The organism is Dyella kyungheensis (assembly GCF_049913195.1).
Taxonomy (GTDB): domain Bacteria; phylum Pseudomonadota; class Gammaproteobacteria; order Xanthomonadales; family Rhodanobacteraceae; genus Dyella; species Dyella kyungheensis.
In genome coordinates this window covers 1,610,628-1,627,490 of sequence record NZ_CP183983.1, presented here as the reverse complement: position 1 = coordinate 1,627,490, position 16,863 = coordinate 1,610,628, and the positions used below count along the sequence as shown (strand labels likewise).

The window sequence follows — 16,863 nt, the reverse complement described above, 5'->3', positions numbered from 1 at the left end:
GCAGGGTTATCGGCCAGGTTGTTGTAAGTAAGTGCACCGAAGGTGCAACCGGACCATCGGCACGGGCGCTCCCCAGCGCCCGCTGGCACCATCCCCTCATGGCCTTTTCCCAGCGTTACAGAGGCCGACACCCTACCTTCACGGAATTCAGCCAAAATTAGTACCCACGATCTGCTTGAGGGGTACAGCAACCCTGCTCGATAGAGCATACGAATGCGCGGGAACGGCTCTGGGGGCTCAACCGGCGTGTCAGGGGTGACTCTACAAATTGTAAACTGTACGGTATAGTCCAAGCTCGCTTGCCTGAACGAGCCGCGGCTTTCCGGCCCCGCCTGTCCTGGTTCCCCTCATCGGGAGCCGTCGGATACGCGGGGTCGCCGTGTATTCGTCGCAAGAACCTATTTGTCGGCGCCCGGAGAGGCGTCGGCGCGCTGCATCCCCCGACCACATTAAGAAGAATGGAGCCCACATGAAGTCCACGTCACTGCGCACACCTCTGCTGTGCCTTGGCCTGCTCTCACTGGCCGCCTGTGGCAAAGGCAAGGAACAAGGTCCGCCCCAGATGCCACCGCCGGAAGTCGGCGTGGTCAAGGCGCAGACCCAGAGCACGCCGCTCGCCAAGGACCTTGTGGGCCGCGTATCGGCCTTCCGCAGCGCCGATGTCCGCGCCCGCGTCTCGGGCGTGCTGCTCAAGCGCGTCTACCAGGAAGGCACCGACGTCAAGCAAGGCCAGGTGCTGTTCGAGATCGATCCGGCCGTGTACCAGGCCTCGTTGAACTCCAGCCAGGCCAACCTGGCCTCGGCCCAGGCCACCTACTTCAACTATCACGCCGCCGCCGAGCGCTTCCGCAAGCTGCGTCCTGACAATTACATCTCGCAGTCCGACCTGGACACCGCCGAAGCCAACGAGCGCTCCGGCGCCGCCGCGGTGAAGCAGGCCCAGGCCGCCGTGGAGAACGCCAAGATCAATCTCGGCTTCACCCGGGTGGTGTCGCCCATCGACGGCCGCGCCGGCCAGCAGCAGGTCACCGAAGGCGCCATCGTCGGTGCCAGCACGGCGGACACCGGCTCCAACTCGACCCTGCTCACCACGGTCGACCAGCTCGATCCGCTGTACGTGAACTTCACCGTCAGCGCGGCCGATCTCGATCGCCTGCGCGCCGCCCAGGCCGCCGGCAACGTCTCGCTGAGCGACCAGGGCAAGACCACGGTGAAGGTCACCCTGCCCGACGGCAGCAAGTACGACCAGGACGGCACGCTGGACTTCTCCGGCGCCACCGTCGATCCGACCACCGGCTCGATCAACCTGCGCGCCCTGCTGCCCAACCCGCAGCGCCGCCTGCTGCCGGGCACCTACATCACCATTACCGCCAACCTCGGCGAGCTGCACAACGTGTTCCTGGTGCCGCAGGCGGCCATCCAGCGCGACGTGGTCGGTGCCTACGCACTGGTGGTGGGCCAGGACGGCAACGTCGCCCGCAAGAACGTCTCCGCCGACAACCTGGCCGGTCCGAACTGGATCGTCACCCAGGGTCTGGCCAACGGCGACCAGGTGATCGTCTCCGGCCTGCAGACCGTGCAGCCCGGCAAGCCGGCCAAGGCAGCGCCGTACGATCCGAACAAGAAGCCCGGCGAGCAGGGGCCACCGGCAGCGGCGGGTCACGCTGCTGGCGGCAAGCAATAAAGGGAGTCGACCGACATGCCGAGTTTCTTTATTGACCGTCCCATCTTCGCGTGGGTGGTGGCCATCCTGATTACCCTGGTTGGCACCATCTCCGTGTTGAACATGGGTATCGAGTCGTATCCCAACATCGCACCTCCCCAGGTGGTGGTGTCCGCGACGTATCCGGGCGCCAACGCCGACACCATGGAGAAGAACGTCACCCAGGTGATCGAGCAGCAACTCACCGGTATCGACCACCTGCTGTACTTCAGCTCCTCCTCCAACTCCAACGGCACCAGCTCGATCACGCTGAGCTTTGAAACCGGCACCGATCCGGACATCGCCCAGGTGCAGGTGCAGAACAAGGTGCAGCTGGCCCAGCCGCGCCTGCCCTCCGCCGTAACCCAGCAGGGCGTGGTGGTGGCCAAGAGCAACCCGGACTTCCTGATGTTCGTGTCGCTGGTGTCCACCAATCCGGACATCGACGGCAACCGCCTGGCCGACGTGATCGCGTCGCAGGTGGCGGACCAGGTCGGCCGTATTCCGGGCGTGGGCAACACGCGCCTGATCGGTTCGGAATACGGCGTGCGCATCTGGTTGAACCCGGACAAGCTGCAGGGTTATGGCTTGTCGGCCAGCTCGGTGTATTCGGCCATCTCCGCGCAGAACGTGCAGTTCGCCGCCGGTTCGCTCGGTGCCGATCCGTCGCCGAAGGACCAGGCGTTCACCGCCACGGTCTCGGCGGAAGGCCGGTTCTCCTCGCCGCAGGAGTTCGGCAACATCATCCTGCGCGCCAACAGCGACGGCACGGTGGTGAAGCTCAGCGACGTGGCCCGCATCGACTTCGGTCCGCAGACCTACGGCCTGGGCGCCACCTGGAACGGCCAGCAAGTGGGCGGCCTGGGTGTGCAGCTGCTGCCCGGCGCCAACGCGCTGGACGTGGCCGACGCCGTCAAGGCGAAGATGAATGAGCTTTCGAAGGACTTCCCCGAAGGCGTCACCTGGTTTGCCCCGTACGACACCACCCCCTTCGTCAAGATCTCGATCAAGGAAGTGGTGCACACGCTGATCGAAGCCATCATCCTGGTGTTCCTGGTGATGCTGATCTTCCTGCAGAACTTCCGCGCCACGGTGATCCCCACCCTGGTGATCCCGGTGGCTCTGCTGGGTACCTTCATCGGCCTGGTGGCGCTTGGCTTCACCATCAACCAGCTGACCTTGTTCGGCATGGTGCTGGCCATCGGTATCGTGGTGGACGACGCGATCGTGGTGATCGAGAACGTCGAACGCATCATGTCCGAGGAGCATCTGTCGCCGAAGGAAGCGACGCGCAAGGCGATGGGCCAGATCACCGGTGCCGTGGTGGCAATCACGGTGGTGCTGGCCGCGGTGTTCGTGCCGTCCGCGCTGCAGCCGGGTGCCTCGGGCGTGATCTACAAGCAGTTCGCGCTGACCATCGCGGTGTCGATGGGCTTCTCCGCGTTCCTCGCGCTCTCGTTCACGCCGGCGCTGTGCGCAACGCTGCTCAAGCCGGAGCACGAGCACAAGAAGAACATCATCTACCGCAAGTTCAACCAGCTGTTCGACAAGGTCACCCACACCTACAGCGGCCACATCGGCAGCGCCACGCGTCATGCGCCGCGCTGGATGATCGTGTTCGCGCTGGTGGCGGTGCTTGCCGGCTTCCTCTACACGCGCCTGCCCACCAGCTTCGTGCCGAGCGAAGACCAGGGCTTCGCGCTGGCCATCGTCAACCTGCCGCCGGGTGCCACCCTGCAACGCACGCAGGCGGTGATGGCCGAAATGCGCGACACGCTGAAGAAGAGTCCGTTCAATGACGACGTCATTGGCATGTACCAGATCAGCGGCTTCAGCTTCATCGGCCAGAGCGAAAGCACCGGCATGGCCTTCATCAAGCTCACCGACTGGGACAAGCGAGCGATCACCGCCGACGAGCTGATCATGAAGCTCAACGGCGTGTTCCACAGCATCCGCGACGCGCAGATCTTCGTGGTCAACCTGCCGACCATCCGCGGCCTCAGCCAGTTCGGCGGCATCGACATGTACCTGCAGGCTCGCGCCGGCCAGACGCATGGCGAATTGATGCAGGCCATGATGACCACGGTCGGCAAGGCCCAGGGCAACAAGGCGCTGACGGGCGTACGCCCGAACTCGCTACCCGACGCCCCGCAGTGGGACATGACGGTGGACCGCGTGCAGGCGCAGTCGATGGGCTTGTCGGTGACCGATGTGTACACGGCCATCCAGCTGACGCTGGCGCCGATCTACGTCAACGACTTCGTCTATGGCGGTCGCGTGAAGCGCGTGTACCTGCAGGCCGACCAGGCCTACCGCATGGGCCCGGATGCGCTGCAGCACATCTATTCGCCCAGCACGCTGGCCACGCCGGGTACCAATGGCACCAGCAACGCGTCGAACTCGACGTATGCGACCACGGTCAACCCGTACAACATGATTCCCATCGCGTCGGTGGTGAAGACGAAGTGGGACATGGGTTCGCCCGCGCTGACCCGCTACAACGGCTACGCCGCGGTGGAAATCGTGGGTAACGAAGGTCCGGGTTATTCCACCGGCCAGGCCATGAACGCGCTGCAGGAGATCGTCGACAAGGATCTGCCCAAGGGCTTCGGCGCGGACTGGACGGGTCAGTCGTACCAGGAAATCCTGGCCGGCAACTCGGCCACGCTGCTGCTGGCGCTGTCGATCCTGATCGTGTTCCTGTGCCTTGCCGCGCTGTACGAGAGCTGGTCGATCCCGGTCGCCGTGCTGCTGGTGGTGCCGCTGGGTCTGCTGGGTACGGTCGTGTTCTCGATGTTGCGCGGCTTGCCGAACGACATGTACTTCAAGATCGGCATGATCACGGTGATCGGCCTGGCGGCGAAGAACGCGATCCTGATCGTGGAATTCGCGGTGGAAGAACAGCAGCACGGCCGCTCGCTGTTCGACGCCATCGTCACGGCATCCCGCCAGCGACTGCGCCCGATCCTGATGACCTCGATGGCCTTCATCCTCGGCGTGTTCCCGCTGTTCATCTCCACCGGTGCCGGCGCGAACTCGCGTCACGCCATCGGTACCGGCGTGATCGGCGGCATGATCTTCGCCACGTTCCTGGGTCTGCTGTTGATCCCGGTGTTCTACGTGACGGTGCGCCGTGCACTGGGCGACAAGCTGGACGAGCCGTCCCGCACGATCCGCCCGGGCCATGGTGGCTCCGCAACCGGCGGTTCGGATGACCATCCGCCGCAAGGCGGTGGCGGCACCGGCGGCACGCCGAGCAGCGCCATGCAGCCGTTCGATTCGGATCCGCGCCGCGGCGCGTAATCCGGAACGTCCGGCAGTCAAACAAGAAGCCCCGGTCGCGAGACCGGGGCTTTTTTTGTGTTCGTCGGCAACGCCGAAGAAGCGGCCCCGCTCTTTCCCTCGTCATTCCGGCGCAGGCCGGAATCCAGTTGCGATGCATGGGATTGTCGAGACACCGATGACTCACTCTTTCGTGAGCCTCGCAGTAGCGCGACGGTCAGCCGACTAGCTGTTACGGCGACAACCAAATGCATCGCAACTGGATTCCGGCCTGCGCCGGAATGACGAGCAAAAAAGCGGGGCGCCGCACACTCAATCGTCCGCGATGGGCCAATCGCCCCACCCTGCGTTTCCGAAAAAGCCAACCGCGTGGGCCGTCCATAATGCCGGCGATCCGCACTCCTTCGCTCCGACCGCATGCGCTCCCTCCTCGACTGGCTTGAACGACTCGATCCCGGCACGCATCGCCGCATCAAGGGGCTGCGGCTGGTCACCGCCTATGGTCTGGCGGCGGCGATCGGCACCTTGCACGACGTCGCGCACCCATTCGGCAGCGCCATCGCCGTCGGTTCGCTGGCGGCCAATATCGCCTTGTGGGCAAGCGTTTCCGAGGCGCGGCATACGCGTTTCGAATCCAGCCGCGATCTCGCCCTGCTCTGCCTGGCCGCCACGCTGGGCGCGTTGACGCAGGCACTGTTGACGCCCCTGCTTTCTCCGCTGTCGGAGAACGGCGCGGAGTTCACGCTGGTCAGCGGGGCGTTCCTGGCCAGCTACCTCAAGCGCTATGGCGTCACCGGCGCGGGCGTCGGTTCGCAGATCTACATCGGCCAATTGCTCGCCTACACCATGCGGCTCGACGCCTCGGCGTGGCCGGCAATCCTGATCGCGGGATGCATCGCGGCGCTGGCCTCGGTGGTGCCGCGACTGCTCTCCGGTCCCGCCGAGCGGCCTGCCGAACTGGCGGTGCTTTCACCGGCGGACATTTCCGGCCGCTGGCATCTGTCCGCGCCCTTCATCATGGGCGTGCAGGCAGCGGTGGCCGCGCTGATCGTGGTGGTGCTCAACGCGCAGCTGCACCTGCCCGAGTCGGCATGGGCGGTGACGGCGTGTACCTATGTGGTGGCTGGGAGTGCCATGGGTACGGCGCAACGCGTGCGCCGGCGCATCGTGGGCACGCTGATCGGCGTGCCGCTGGGCCTCGCCTGTCTTCCGCTGGCCGAGCATGCGCCGCTGCTGATATGGGCGTTGGCTGCGGTGGCGATGGTGGTTTACGCGATGGCGTTGCCGGAGCGCTACGACATCGCCTGCTCCGCGTTCGCCTTCACTCTGATCGTGACGCTTGCCGCGTCGGGCGAACACTCGATCATGTTCCTGAGCGCACGCATCTGGCAGACGTTGCTTGGCGGCTTGCTGGGCCTGCTGGCCGCGCATCTGATCCTGCCGCTGCGCACCGCGGAGTCGTCCGCGGTGCGCACGTGAAGCATCAGTCGTCGCTGGTCACCGTCATGTTGCGACCGCGCTGCTTGGATTGGTACAGCCGACGATCCACCAGTTCGAGGAACGACAGGCGTTCGTCGCCATGCATCGGCACCACCGTGCCCACGCCGATGCTCATGGTCAGCGCCTTGCGCGCCATCGAGCGCTCGTGCGGAATCCACTCCTGCTCGATCAAGGCATGGCAGCGCTCGGCCACTTCGCGCGCGGCCGCCGCATCGGTATCGGGCAGCACCAGCACGAACTCCTCGCCGCCGAATCGCGCGAGGAAATCGTGCGAGCGGCGCACCGCCTTCTCCAGCACCTTGGCCACCAGCTTGAGCGTGTAATCGCCCTGCACGTGACCGTAGTGATCGTTGTACTGTTTGAAGTAATCGATATCGAGCATCAGCAGCGACAGCGGCTTGCCGCTGCGGCGCGCCTGCTCCCAGTCTTCCTCGAACACGCTGTCGAAACGTCGGCGGTTGGCGATGCCGGTGAGGCCGTCCTTGAACGACAGCGCTTCCAGTTCGCGCTGCAACTCGATCAGGCGCTGCTCGGTTCGCTTGCGCTCGCTGATGTCGAACATGAAGCCGACCAGCGCATCCACGCTGCCGTCGTCCTTGCGCACCACGTGCACCACGTCGCGGATCCACACGTAGCTGCCGTCCTTGCACAGCGCGCGATAGTCGGCTTCATGGTCGACGCCGGCCTTGGACTGCGCCACGCAGAAATTCACCGCCCAGTCGCGGTCATCCGGATGGATGCGTTCGGCCCAGTCCTGCACGCTGACCCAGCTGTCGGGCGCCCAGCCGAGCAGGTGCTCGATCTGCGGGCCGATATAGGAGAACGAGAGGCTGTCCCACTGGATGCGCCAGGGAATGGCCTTGGTGGACTCGAGCAAGGTCTTGTAGACCATGCTTTCTTCTTCCAGCTTCTCAACGACGTCGGACATGGGGCGCTCGCGGCAGGTGGCTTGGGACCTTGCGGTGAAGCAACCATCGTGCCGCGGTTCGATGACACTTCGGGAATGCGCGCACTGGCGCCATTTCCCGGGCCTGCCGCCTTCGAATGGGGTGGCCCGTCTGAGGCCGGGGTAGCCCTGCCTAGTCAGTTACCGACGCGAGGAGTAGTCGCCATCCCTGGCGGGAGGGGACCTCCTGGAGATCGCAAGTATTTGCGATTGCCCTGCACCCGTCAACCAGGTTGCCCCACCCTTGTGGGAGCTGCACTTGTGCGCGACTGAGGTGCCCCGGTACGGCCCAGTCGCGCACAAGTGCAGCTCCCACAAAAGAAAATCCCCCGCTCGCCGTCAACCAAGCCAACCCTGTGGAGGCCAACCCTGTGCGCGACGGCCCGAGGTTTCCTCGGACGCCACGCCGTCGCGCACAGGGTGCGCTCCCACACAAAAGCTCCCACGCAAAAGCTCTCCCACAAAAGCTCCCCCAGAAAAGCTCCCCCAGAAAAGAAAAAGCCCCCAGCGGTGGCCGGGGGCTTTTCCAAGCGGACTACCTGCCGGGCTTAACGCAACCCCGTCTCCGCACGCGCAATCACAATGCGCTGAATCTCACTGGTGCCCTCATAGATCTCGGTGATCTTGGCATCGCGGAAATAACGCTCCAGCGGCATTTCCTTGGAGTAGCCCATGCCGCCGTGGATCTGCACGGCCTGGTGTGAAATCCACATCGCCGCTTCCGACGCGGTGAGCTTGGCGACGGACGCCTCGGTGCCGAAACGGCCGCCGTTCTTGTCGGTCTCGCCCTTGGTCCAGGCGGCGCGCAGCGTGAGCAGCGTGGCTGCGTCCAGCTTGCACTTCATGTCGGCGATCTTGGCCTGGGTCATCTGGAACGTGCCGATCGGCGTACCGAACGCCTTGCGGTCGCGCACCCACTGCAGCGTGGCTTCATAAGCAGCGCGGGCGATACCCACAGCCTGCGAAGCGATGCCGATACGGCCGGCGTCGAGCACACCCATCGCGATGGCGAAGCCCTTGCCTTCGTCGCCCAGCAGGTTTTCCTTGGGCAGCACGTAATCGGTGAATTCGATTTCGCAGGTGGCCGAGGCGCGGATGCCGAGCTTCGGTTCGCTCTTGCCGGCGTGGAAGCCCGGCAGCTGTGTGTCGACGATGAAAGCTGAAACGCCCTTGGCGCCGATGCCCGGCGTGGTGATCGCGAACAGGATGATGTAGCGGGCCACCGGGCCGGAGGTGATCCAGCTCTTCTTGCCGTTGATCACCCAGTTGCCGTCGGCATTCTTGGTGGCGCGGGTGTGCATGGCCGAAGCATCCGAACCCGACTGCGGCTCGGTCAGCGCGTAAGCGCCGATGGCCTCGCCCTGGGCGATGGCGCGCACGTACTTCTGCTTCTGCTCCTCGGTGCCGTGCTTGAGGATGCCGTTGCAGAACAGCGAATTGTTCACCGACATGATGGTCGAAGTGGCGGCATCGGCCGCGGCGATCTCGATCATCGCCAGCACGTAGGCCACCGGGTCCATGCCCGCACCGCCGTACTCGGTCGGCACTTCGATGCCCATCAGGCCCAGCTGGCCCATCTCGCGGATGTTCTCGAGCGGGAATTCACCCTTGGCATCCAGTTCGGCGGCGACCGGCACGATGCGCTTCTGCGCAAAGTCGCGGGCGATGGCCTGGATGGACAGCTGATCGTCGGTAAAGCGGAAATCCATGGAAGGCTCCAAGGGGGACAGGGAAGCCCACCATTTTAACCCGGCCGGCCGTGCGACTCCTGTGCAGGTGCAGCAAGCCCAGTTTCCGCGCTGCCCCTGTGGGAGCTGCGCTTGCGCGCGACCGCGGAGCCTGAGGCTTGCCTCCGCGCCCGGCCGTCGCGCACAAGTGCGCTCCCACAAAAAGCGCGCCCCGCGGCCGTCGCCCACAGCGCGACTTGACGCCCCGGCCCCCCAGTTCTAGCCTTATGTATCTTTGCATCGCGATATAAGGATAACCATGGACCTGGCTACCGCCTCCAGCGTGCTGCGCCTGCTGGCGGACCCCACCCGGGTACGCCTGCTCGCCCTGCTCGAACGCGAGGAGCTGACCGTGGCGGAACTGGCGGCGGTCCTGCATCTGGCGCAGCCCCGCGTGTCCACCCATCTGGCCAAGCTCAAGGAAGCCGAGCTGGTGCGCGACCGCCGCGCCGGCGTCTCCGCCTACTACCGCGCCAACGCCGAAACCGACGAGCACCTGCAGGTCCTGCTGAGGTCCCTGCGCGACAACATCGACGATGCCCTGCTGCGCGAAGACGCCGCCCGCCTACCGGGCGTGCTGGCCGAGCGCGCCCGCGAAGAAGGCTGGGCCGACACCGTCGCCGGCGACATGGAACGCCACTACTCCCCCGGCCGTACCTGGGAAACCCTGGCGCGCTCGCTGCTGCAGCTGCTGGAAACCGGCGACGTGCTGGACATCGCCTCGGGCGACGGCATCACCGCCGAATTGCTGGCACCGCACGCACACTCCATCGTCTGCGTGGACAGCAGCGAGCGCGTGACCGAAGCCGCCGCGCAACGCCTCAAGTCCTTCGGCAACGTGGAAGTGCTCAAGGGCGATATGCACGCGCTGGAACTCGGCGATCGCCGTTTCGACCTTGTGCTGATGCTGCACGCCCTCACCTATGCGGAACACCCCGCAAAGGCCGTCGCCGAAGCCGCGCGCGTGCTGCGCAGCGGTGGACGATTGCTGGCCGTGACGCTGGGCAAGCACGACCACCGCACCGTGGTGGAACCGTTCGATCACCGCAATCTCGGTTTTTCTTCCGACGAACTGACCGGCTTCGCCAAGCAGGCCGGCCTCGAATCCATGAGCTGTACCCGGCTGAGCCGCGAACGCAAGGCACCTCACTTCGAAGTGATCAGCCTGCTCGCGCGCAAGCCTTGAAGTGAGGAGTCCGTCATGAGCACCCTGCCCTGGTTACACCCCGAGCGCGTCGCCCTGTTGGAGCGGCTGCTGCGCGAACGCATCCTGATCATCGACGGCGGCATGGGCACCATGCTGCAAGGTCACTCGCTGGACGAGACCGCGTTCCGCGGCGAGCGCTTCGTGGAAGGACACGACAGCACGCACACGCACGATCATCCCGGCAGCTGCGACCTGAAAGGCAACAACGACCTGCTCACGTTGACCAAGCCGGAGATCATCCGCGGCGTGCACGAGGCCTATCTCGAAGCCGGCGCCGACCTGGTCGAAACCAACACCTTCAACTCCACCCGCATCAGCCAGGCGGATTACCACCTGGAACATCTTGCCTACGAGTTGAACCGCGAAGGCGCCGCCCTCGCGCGCGCCGCCTGCGACACCGTGGAAGCGAAGACGCCGGACAAGCCGCGCTTCGTGATCGGCGTGCTCGGCCCCACCAGCCGCACCGCTTCGCTGTCGCCGGACGTGAACGATCCGGGCTTCCGCAACGTCACCTTCGAAGAACTGGTGGCCAACTACGTGGAGTCGGCTAGCGGCCTGGTCGATGGCGGCGCCGACGTGATCATGGTCGAAACCATCTTCGACACGCTCAACGCCAAGGCGGCGCTGTTCGCGCTCAGCGAGCTGTTCCGCCAGCGCGGTGCGCGCCTGCCGGTGATGATCTCCGGCACCATCACCGACCGCTCCGGCCGCACGCTCTCGGGCCAGACCGCTGAAGCGTTCTACTACTCGGTGCAGCATGCGCGTCCGATCTCCGTCGGCTTGAACTGCGCACTGGGCGCGGCCGACCTGCGACCGCACGTGCAAGTGCTCAGCAACACCGCCAGCTGTTTCGTCAGCACCCATCCGAACGCCGGCCTGCCGAACGCATTCGGCGAATACGACGAAACGCCCGAACAAATGGCCTCGGTGATTGGCGGTTTCGCCCGCGATGGCCTGCTCAACATGGTGGGTGGCTGCTGCGGCACCACGCCGGCGCATATCAAGGCGATTGCGGAAGCGGTAAGCAACATCGCGCCACGCGCCTTGCCTGCCGCCACGCAGGAGGCCGCATAAATGCTCCCTCTCCCCTTGCGGGAGAGGGCTGGGGAGAGGGGGCAACCTAGCCTCACCCTCGCACTTTCGCACCTCGCTTCAAGCCCCACCCCCTCACCTCAATCCTCTCCCCGCCAGGGAGAGGAGGACAACGCATGATGCCTCGCTACACCCGACTCTCCGGCCTTGAACCGCTGGTCATCACGCCCGACCTGCTGTTCGTCAACGTGGGCGAACGCACCAACGTCACCGGCTCGGCGCAGTTCCGCAAACTGATCAAGGAAGAACGCTACGAGGAAGCCGTCGACGTGGCGCGCCAGCAGGTGGCCAACGGCGCGCAGATCATCGACGTCAACATGGACGAAGGCCTGATCGATTCGGAAGCCGCGATGACGCGCTATCTGAACCTGATCGCCGCCGAGCCCGACATCGCCCGCGTGCCGGTGATGGTCGACTCGTCCAAGTGGACGGTGATCGAAGCCGGCCTGCGCTGCCTGCAGGGCAAGGGCATCGTCAACTCCATCTCGATGAAGGAAGGCGAAGAAGTCTTCCTCGAACACGCGCGCAAGGTGCAGCAGTACGGCGCCGCCGTGGTGGTGATGGCGTTCGACGAACAAGGCCAGGCCGACACCTGCGAACGCAAGGTGGAGATCAGCTCGCGTGCGTACGAGCTGCTCACCACCAGGCTCGATTTTCCACCCGAAGACATCATCTTCGACCCGAACATCTTCGCCATCGCCACCGGCATCGAGGAACACAACAACTACGCGGTGGACTTCATCGAAGCCACGCGCGAGTTGAAGCGCCGCTTTCCGCATTCGCATGTGTCGGGCGGCGTATCGAACGTGTCGTTCTCGTTCCGCGGCAACAACATGGTGCGCGAAGCGATTCACTCCGTGTTCCTCTACCACGCCATCAAGGCGGGCATGGACATGGGCATCGTCAACGCCGGCGCGTTGATGATCTACGACGACCTGCCCGAGGACCTGCGCGAGCGCGTCGAAGACGTGGTGCTCAATCGCCGGGCCGACGCCACCGAGCGCCTGCTGGAAATCGCCGACAGGTTCAAGGCGAAGAAGGGCGAAGTCGTCGTCGAGAACCTCGCCTGGCGCGACAAGCCGGTGCGCGAACGCCTCAGCCACGCGCTGGTGCACGGCATCGATCAATACGTGGTCGAAGACACCGAAACCGCGCGCCTGGAAACCTCGCGCCCGCTCGACGTCATCGAAGGTCCGCTGATGGACGGCATGAACGTGGTCGGCGACCTGTTCGGCGCCGGCAAGATGTTCCTGCCGCAGGTGGTGAAATCCGCCCGCGTGATGAAGAAAGCCGTGGCCCATCTCATTCCCTACATCGAGGAAGAGAAGGCACGCACCGGCGACGCCGGCAAGTCCAACGGCAAGATCGTGATGGCCACCGTCAAAGGCGATGTGCACGACATCGGCAAGAACATCGTCGGCGTGGTGCTCCGCTGCAACAACTTCGATGTGATCGACCTGGGCGTGATGGTGCCCACGCAGAAGATCCTGGAAACCGCCATCGCCGAGAACGCCGACATCATCGGACTGTCGGGCCTGATCACGCCGTCGCTGGAGGAAATGAGCCAGGTCGCGCGTGAAATGCAGCGCCAGAATTTCACCATCCCGCTGATGATCGGCGGCGCCACCACCTCACGCGCGCACACCGCGTTGAAGATCGACCCGCACTACAAATCGCCCACCGTGTGGGTGAAGGATGCCTCCCGCGCCGTGGGCGTGGCGCAGTCGCTGTTGAGCAAGGAGCTGGTCGACAACTTCATCGCCAAGGTGCAGGCCGAATACGCCGAAGTGCGCGAGCGCCACAAGAATCGCGGCAGCGCAAAGTCGCTGGTCTCGCTGGAAAAGGCACGCGGGCAGCGCTACACCACCGATTGGGCCAACTACGAACCGCCGCAGCCCAAACAGCCCGGCATCACCGTGTTCAACGACTACGACCTGGCCGAACTGCGCCGGTACATCGACTGGTCGCCGTTCTTCAACGCCTGGGAACTGGCCGGACGTTATCCCGCCATTCTCAGCGATGAGGTCGTGGGCAAGCAGGCGACCGAGCTGTTCAACGACGCGCAGGCGATGTTGGACAAGCTGATCGCCGAGAAGTGGCTGACTGCGCGCGGCGTGATCGGCTTCTGGCCGGCTTACTCAAACGGTGACGACATCGTGCTGCGACGCGAGGATGGCGACAACCGCACCCTCCACCACCTCCGCCAACAAGCCGAAAAACCCGCCGAACGCCCCGACTTCTGCCTCTCCGACTTCATCGCCCCCAAATCCGCGAAGAAGCAGGACTGGCTCGGTGGCTTCGCCGTCACCTCTGGCATCGGCATCGACGCGCACGTCGCCCGCTTCGAAGCCGCCCACGACGACTATTCCGCCATCCTGCTGAAGGCCCTGGCCGACCGCCTGGCCGAAGCGTTCGCTGAACGCCTGCACGAGCGCGTGCGCCGCGAATTCTGGGGCTACATGCCCGAGGAATCGCTCGACAACAGCGCACTCATCGACGAGAAATACAGCGGCATCCGCCCCGCCCCCGGCTATCCCGCCTGCCCGGACCACACCGAGAAAGGCATGCTGTTCAAGCTGCTCGACGCCACCAACAACACCGGCATCGAACTCACCGACAGCTACGCCATGTTCCCAACCGCCGCCGTCTCCGGCTGGTACTTCTCGCACCCGGACAGCCAATACTTCGTAGTGGGCCGCCTCACCCGCGAACAAGTCGACGATTACGCCAAGCGCAAAGGCTGGACCCGCGAGGAAGCGGAACGCTGGCTCGCGCCAAACCTGGACTACGACCCAGACTAATCACCGCGCAAAGCAACCTGTGGGAGCGCACCCTGTGCGCGACTGCCACGCCACGATGTACCGCTCCGCAGGATTGTCGCGCACAAGGTGCGCTCCCACAGACGATCCGCTAAAACCCAACCCACCAACTCACCCCACCCTTGTGGGAGCGCACTTGTGCGCGACAGCACCGCACCGCACTACCCGCTCCGCCCGGCCGTCGCGCACAAATGCGCTCCCCACAGGCGTCCCGTCAGCTCCTCAAACCTCACTCTCCACCAAATCCCGCCGCCTCACCTCGCGCATATGCACAACGAGGTTGTAAATCGACACAAACGCCGGGAAGAAGTTGGACAGAATGCCCACCGAGTCATTCTTGCCAAAGATGAAATACGACAGCAGCAGCGCGCTGCCCACCACCGACAGCCACCAGAACGACAGCGGCATCACCACCCGCTTCAGCTTGCGGGTGTAATACAGCTGCACAAACCAGCGGCTGGTGAACATGATCGAGCCCGCCAGACCCACCATCTTCCAGGGTGTGAGTTCGAAGCGGCGCAGGGCTTCGAGGACGTGGCTGAGTTCGTGGGTCAGGAAGTCCATGGACGGCAGGCCAATAGCTGAAAAGCCGGATATTGTACTCGCCCACCTTTCAATCGCCTGCCATCCCGGGGACTTTTTTCAGGTCCGGCGCTTGACCTCCCCCGCCGCTCCTCGTATATTTGCGCGCTCGGCGGGCGATTAGCTCAGCGGTAGAGCACTGCCTTCACACGGCAGGTGTCGCAAGTTCGATCCTTGCATCGCCCACCACCGAATAAACCGTTGTTAAGACGGGACTTGAAAGGCTCCAGAGATGGGGCCTTTTTTGTTGTCTGCGATCGGGGATATGAAGCCGTTTCGGGTGCCGGTCCGGTTTGCCCGAGAACGTGCCCATGCAAATTGTCCCTGGCACCATTTCCGCGCCTGCACTACGCCTCTGTATTGACGATCAGCCGGACCCTCCGGCCGCCAAGCTGGAATAAGACCCTGGCAGCCCAAGCTATTGGCACCCCGGTACTCGCGATCTACCCTGATCGATCAAATCGTACAGGGGGACACATGCATCGAACAGTTTTCTACTCTTGGCAGTCCGATGTTCCTGGCTCACTCAATCGAAGCTTCATTCAACGAGGCCTTCAGGACGCCATCAAAGCCATCGGGCGCGACGATGAAGAAGTGCTCGAACCAGTTATGGATCGTGACACCGCAGGTCTGCAAGGTAGCCCAGACATCGCTGACAGCATTTTCGCCAAGATTGCGATGGCTGACCTATTCGTCGCCGATGTGACGATAGTCGGCAAGACCGAGAACGGTCGATCAGTGACCAACCCAAACGTGCTCGTGGAACTCGGCTACGCCGCAAGCGAGCTAGGTTGGGAAAAGATAGTGCTCGTGGTCAACACCGCATACGGCAACCCAGCAGCGTTACCTTTCGACCTCCGAGGTCGGCGAGTACTGAATTATCACCTCCCGGAGGGCTCCAGCGACGAGGACAAACGAATTTGCCGAAAGGGCCTTGAGAGCGCATTCAAAGCCGCGCTCTCAACGCAGCTTGCCGATCTTGCTCCATATCAAGGCCCAAGTAGCCCCGTATGGTGGGGAACATGGAAAGGCCGACAGTCTCGAACAGGTTTCAGCACATTAGTGATCAGTGAAGTGGGGCCCGAAGGTTTCCTGTTTCGCATTACGACGCTAAACGGCAGCCACATGGGCGACGTCACCGCTTACGCGCGCCTGGTTGGCAGAAACCTCGCATATGCACGCATTGACTCCATGGGCGACGACTTTGGAGAGATTCGGCTCAAGCGATTGTTCGACGGCGACAGGATCATCATGGAGGTCACTGAAACGAGGAGCTGCCTTAACTACCGTGGAATGCGTGCGAACTTCGGCGGCAAGTATGAACTCGATGCCGAATCTTTAACTGCCTCAGGTGCAGTGACCGAACTGCAGCTCGTACGCTTGTACAACGTCGTCGGATCATTCATGGAATTGTTCCGCGATCGATTGGTGGGTCAACACGTTGAGAGAATCTTTAACCCCGTAGCCTCAACAGCCATTTCGGGTGGAGTGGCAGGGCTATATACGATCATGGAAGCGATCGTGGTGTACGGGGACAGCGGAGAGCTTTGGGCGGCAGCACTGGATGATGGCACGGTCCGTTACTTTACGAATCAGCCGCGCTGGCGCGACAAATTACCTGCGCCTATAGAAAAGTGGCGCGCAGGATTCTCCGACAATCCAGTTGAATATCTTGGCAACGTCGGAGCATGTTTCGATCTCGGACACTCGCCCTTTGTAGGCCCTGAAACTACGAACGAATAGACGACCAACCACCAAGAATAGAGCTGCAAAACCCCGGTCAGAGTGCACTTTTCAACGTAACTGAATCTTTGCGGGGCCGGCCTATCTTGGCCGGTCCGGCTCTACGGACAAGCTAAGCCTTTATGGCGGCGCAAAAGCGCTCTGAAAAGTGCACTCTGAGATCGCCCGGGTTCTGCCGGGTTCGCTGGCAATAGCACAAGAGATCCTTGATTCGCACTTAATCCGTCCCAATGGATGTGTCAACGTGTTTTTCCCTTCTTGGG

10 protein-coding genes and 1 tRNA gene are annotated in these 16,863 nt (G+C 63.7%); 8 read left to right on the top strand and 3 right to left on the bottom strand.

What is annotated here, in order from left to right; translation table 11 throughout:
• The first annotated feature begins 469 nt into the window (after window positions 1–469).
• From ACN9MB_RS07085 to ACN9MB_RS07075, 3 genes are all read left to right on the top strand, one after another.
• The gene (locus ACN9MB_RS07085) at window positions 470–1,684 is read left to right on the top strand and encodes an efflux RND transporter periplasmic adaptor subunit (protein WP_426271257.1); all 1,215 of its coding nucleotides are present in this window, start codon (window positions 470–472) and stop codon (window positions 1,682–1,684) included.
• 15 nt (window positions 1,685–1,699) lie between these two features.
• Complete coding sequence (locus tag ACN9MB_RS07080) at window positions 1,700–5,005, top strand: multidrug efflux RND transporter permease subunit (protein WP_426271256.1); 3,306 nt, start codon at window positions 1,700–1,702, stop codon at window positions 5,003–5,005.
• Window positions 5,006–5,401: 396 nt separating this feature from the next.
• The gene (locus tag ACN9MB_RS07075) at window positions 5,402–6,463 is read left to right on the top strand and encodes an FUSC family protein (RefSeq protein WP_426271255.1); all 1,062 of its coding nucleotides are present in this window, start codon (window positions 5,402–5,404) and stop codon (window positions 6,461–6,463) included.
• Between the two features lie 4 nt (window positions 6,464–6,467).
• Here the strand turns inward: ACN9MB_RS07075 and ACN9MB_RS07070 are convergent, their stop codons facing one another.
• Window positions 6,468–7,412, bottom strand: coding sequence for a GGDEF domain-containing protein (locus ACN9MB_RS07070; RefSeq protein ID WP_426271254.1), 945 nt, complete (start codon window positions 7,410–7,412; stop codon window positions 6,468–6,470).
• A gap of 566 nt (window positions 7,413–7,978) precedes the next feature.
• Window positions 7,979–9,139, bottom strand: a complete 1,161-nt coding sequence (locus ACN9MB_RS07065; RefSeq protein WP_204635378.1) for an acyl-CoA dehydrogenase family protein — start codon at window positions 9,137–9,139, stop codon at window positions 7,979–7,981.
• A 277-nt stretch (window positions 9,140–9,416) separates the two neighbouring features.
• Between ACN9MB_RS07065 and ACN9MB_RS07060 the strand changes: the two genes are divergently transcribed.
• From ACN9MB_RS07060 to metH, 3 genes are all read left to right on the top strand, one after another.
• Complete coding sequence (locus ACN9MB_RS07060; protein ID WP_204635377.1) at window positions 9,417–10,343, top strand: ArsR/SmtB family transcription factor; 927 nt, start codon at window positions 9,417–9,419, stop codon at window positions 10,341–10,343.
• Between the two features lie 15 nt (window positions 10,344–10,358).
• Entirely contained in the window at window positions 10,359–11,438 is a 1,080-nt protein-coding gene (locus ACN9MB_RS07055) for a homocysteine S-methyltransferase family protein (protein ID WP_204635376.1), read from the top strand.
• Between the two features lie 134 nt (window positions 11,439–11,572).
• A complete protein-coding gene (gene metH / locus ACN9MB_RS07050; protein ID WP_426271253.1) occupies window positions 11,573–14,257 on the top strand; it encodes a methionine synthase in 2,685 nt (894 codons plus the stop codon).
• A 240-nt stretch (window positions 14,258–14,497) separates the two neighbouring features.
• On the opposite strand, the gene ACN9MB_RS07045 is transcribed toward metH, so the two are convergent.
• Window positions 14,498–14,839: a lipid-A-disaccharide synthase N-terminal domain-containing protein gene (locus tag ACN9MB_RS07045; protein ID WP_204635374.1), complete on the bottom strand. Its 342-nt coding sequence runs from the start codon at window positions 14,837–14,839 to the stop codon at window positions 14,498–14,500.
• A 132-nt stretch (window positions 14,840–14,971) separates the two neighbouring features.
• On the opposite strand from ACN9MB_RS07045, the gene ACN9MB_RS07040 reads away from it, so the two are divergent.
• Window positions 14,972–15,046 (top strand) — tRNA-Val (locus tag ACN9MB_RS07040).
• Window positions 15,047–15,334: 288 nt separating this feature from the next.
• Window positions 15,335–16,600, top strand: coding sequence for a hypothetical protein (locus ACN9MB_RS07035; protein WP_426271251.1), 1,266 nt, complete (start codon window positions 15,335–15,337; stop codon window positions 16,598–16,600).
• The last annotated feature ends 263 nt before the right edge of the window (window positions 16,601–16,863 follow it).